We start from the raw sequence: 2,702 nt of genomic DNA, 5'->3' as shown, positions 1-2,702 counted from the left end.
GATGCCCGTACTCCAGGTACATTTGCGGCAAATTGTTTACTTGCAAGAAGGTTGGCCGAGAAAGATGTCCGATTTATCCAACTTTACCATCAAGGATGGGATCAACATGGCGGCTTGCCCAAGGCGATCAAAAAGCAGTGCAAAGAAACAGATCGTGCATCCTATGCACTGGTTGCCGATCTCAAGCAGCGTGGAATGCTCGATGACACACTTGTCATTTGGGGAGGTGAGTTTGGCAGGACTAATTATTGCCAAGGAAAATTCAATAAGGATAATTTTGGCAGAGATCATCATCCGCGGAACTATTCAACTTGGTTTGCCGGGGGAGGAATAAAACCAGGTATAACTTATGGGCAATCGGACGAATACTCATACAATGTGGAAGATGGCGGGATCCATGTGCATGATTTTCACGCCACTATACTCCACTTACTTGGCATCGATCACGAGCGTCTGACTTTTAAGTATCAAGGTAGGCATTTTCGCTTAACCGATGTACATGGACATGTAGTCAAACCCATTCTCTCCTAATTTATTTTAATTATTCTCTGGGTTTTCGTTCTTCCCTAGGTGCTAGTCGAGGTTAAGATAATACCTTTATCGACTGAATGTGTAAACCCGCCCAATTCGTTTTTCTTTTTCTTATCGCTCAAACCCTTCTTCTTTCCAGCCAAGGTTGGGAGCAATGGAGAGGGCCGAACGGAAATGGCCATGCACCCGCAGGAGAATATCCCCTCGAATGGTCAGAAAATAAAAACCTCTCGTGGAAAACCCTTCTACCCGGAAGAGGACATTCCTCCCCAGTATATCAAGATTCAACCGCATGGATTACCACAGCCCTTGAAACCGTGGCTTCGCAGGAGGAGCGGGAGAGAAGAGCAAATGAAAGTTCCTTTCCGGGGGCTATGGGATTACATTATCTGTCAAAAGTAGAATTTATCGCCCTGCAGGTTGATCTAAAGACAGGGAAGATCATTCGACAGATCAAAGTTTTCGAAAAGAAAGCACCCCAGGCAATTCATCGCTTAAATAGTTACGCCTCCCCCTCTCCCATTCTAAAAAATGGAAAGTTATTCATACACTTTGGTGCTTTTGGAAATGCCTGCCTAAATAGTAAAACCGGACAAATTATTTGGAAAAACCAAGAGCCCGATCTTTGGATTCATCATGAAAATGGACCAGGCAGCACCCCAGTACTTTGGAATAAATTGATGATTTTTCATCTTGATGGAACTGATAAACAGAGCGTAGTTGCCCTCTTTCAAGAAACTGGGAAAATCGCTTGGCATCGTAAGCGAAGTGGAAAATTAAGAGAAAATCCACAAACAAAAAAGGCCTACGCCACTCCCCTAATCGTACATGGTTCGAATGGTCCTGTATTAATCTCCACGGGTGCAGACTGGGTGTACGGTTATCACCCGGAAACCGGTAAGGAGCTTTGGAAAATAAACTATGGAATCCTTGGCTTTTCAAATGTGAGTAAACCCTTGAGGTTTGAAAATCTATTTATTGTTTCCACAGGCTTTATGAAAGGAGAAATTCATGCTTATCAAATGCACGGCAACCACCCTCCAAGCCTGGCATGGAAAATGACCAAGGGGGCACCAAAAAAACCATCCCCGATAATCGTTGATGGGTCGCTTTATGTGATAAACGACGGTGGGATTTTAACCTGTTTAAACGCAAGAGATGGTGAAGTACTATGGCGCTCAAGATTAGAAGGAGAATACAGTTCATCCCCCACTTTTGCAGATGGGAAAATCTATATTTCTAATCATTCTGGAAAAACCACTGTTATCCAGCCAGGTACCTCTATGAAAATTCTTGCTGAAAACCACTTGGACGATGGCCACATGGCTTCTTTCGTACCCCTGAGAGGTAGCTTTCTTGTTCGAACCGAAAAAGCCCTCTATCGAATTGCAACGGGACTCCCCTGAAAGCTTGAATTACTTTGCTGGTTCAGCACGCAAGGAAGAAAAAACTGGGCCGGATGGGTTTTCAGGCAGGGACTTGGTCCAATCTTTAATCATACCAATGAGGTTCTGAGTGACTTCATTATTCAATTTGGATAAATCTTTAGATTCGAGTGGATCGGCAACCAGATCAAATAGTTCAAAGGTTGTGAACTTTCGGTTACTCACTAATTTCCATTGTTGGTGAACAATGGCATATCCATGTGACATTCTCCAAAACAAAGGCTTTTCTCGTGTACCTTTTTCCTTTCCCATCAGGGCAGAAACCTGACTCACCCCGTCTGGTCGGTAGTCAACAGGCAGGGTTAATCCGCCCAGTTCGCAAAAGGTTGGAAGTAAATCCACTGCGGAAAGAAAGTTTGATTTATCCACCTTGCCAGCAGGAATTTTACCCGGCCAACGGGCAATAAAAGGTACTCCAATCCCTCCTTCCATAAGAGAACCTTTGTATTTCCTTCGGCCTCCGGTTATCCCCTTGGCTGCACCAATACCGTATCCAAGACCTGTTGCCGAGTCATATGTGAGTGCCAAGGGAGCTGCAGCAACCGAACGTGCTGGCCCATTATCAGAAGAGAAAATAACCAAGGTATTATCAGCCAACCCAATACGGTCTAAGGCATTGAGCAACTCACCAATCCGTAAGTCAGCATGGTAAAGAGTGGCCGCATAGATGGCATCTGGCTCATCCAAATCAGAAAATTTATTGAGTAACTTAGGATCGACATGAAA

At 44.4% G+C, this 2,702-nt stretch carries 3 protein-coding genes; 2 read left to right on the top strand and 1 reads right to left on the bottom strand.

Annotation, left to right across the window (positions count from 1 at the left end):
• Both ACKPQ4_RS00120 and ACKPQ4_RS00115 read left to right on the top strand, forming a co-directional pair.
• Positions 1 to 531 (top strand): DUF1501 domain-containing protein (locus tag ACKPQ4_RS00120; protein WP_407679175.1); only part of this gene is annotated, 531 nt, incomplete at its 5' end.
• A 77-nt stretch (positions 532 to 608) separates the two neighbouring features.
• Positions 609 to 1,937 carry an outer membrane protein assembly factor BamB family protein gene (locus tag ACKPQ4_RS00115; protein WP_407679174.1) on the top strand — a complete coding sequence of 443 codons (1,329 nt, stop codon included), beginning with the start codon at positions 609 to 611 and terminating at the stop codon, positions 1,935 to 1,937.
• A gap of 9 nt (positions 1,938 to 1,946) precedes the next feature.
• On the opposite strand, the gene ACKPQ4_RS00110 is transcribed toward ACKPQ4_RS00115, so the two are convergent.
• Positions 1,947 to 2,702 (bottom strand): sulfatase family protein (locus ACKPQ4_RS00110; protein WP_407679173.1); only part of this gene is annotated, 756 nt, incomplete at its 5' end.

It is taken from the genome of Candidatus Chordibacter forsetii (assembly GCF_964187505.1).
Taxonomy (GTDB): domain Bacteria; phylum Verrucomicrobiota; class Verrucomicrobiia; order Opitutales; family Seribacteraceae; genus Chordibacter; species Chordibacter forsetii.
Note: the sequence above shows the minus strand (reverse complement) of the source record. Positions and strands in the feature narration are given on the sequence as shown.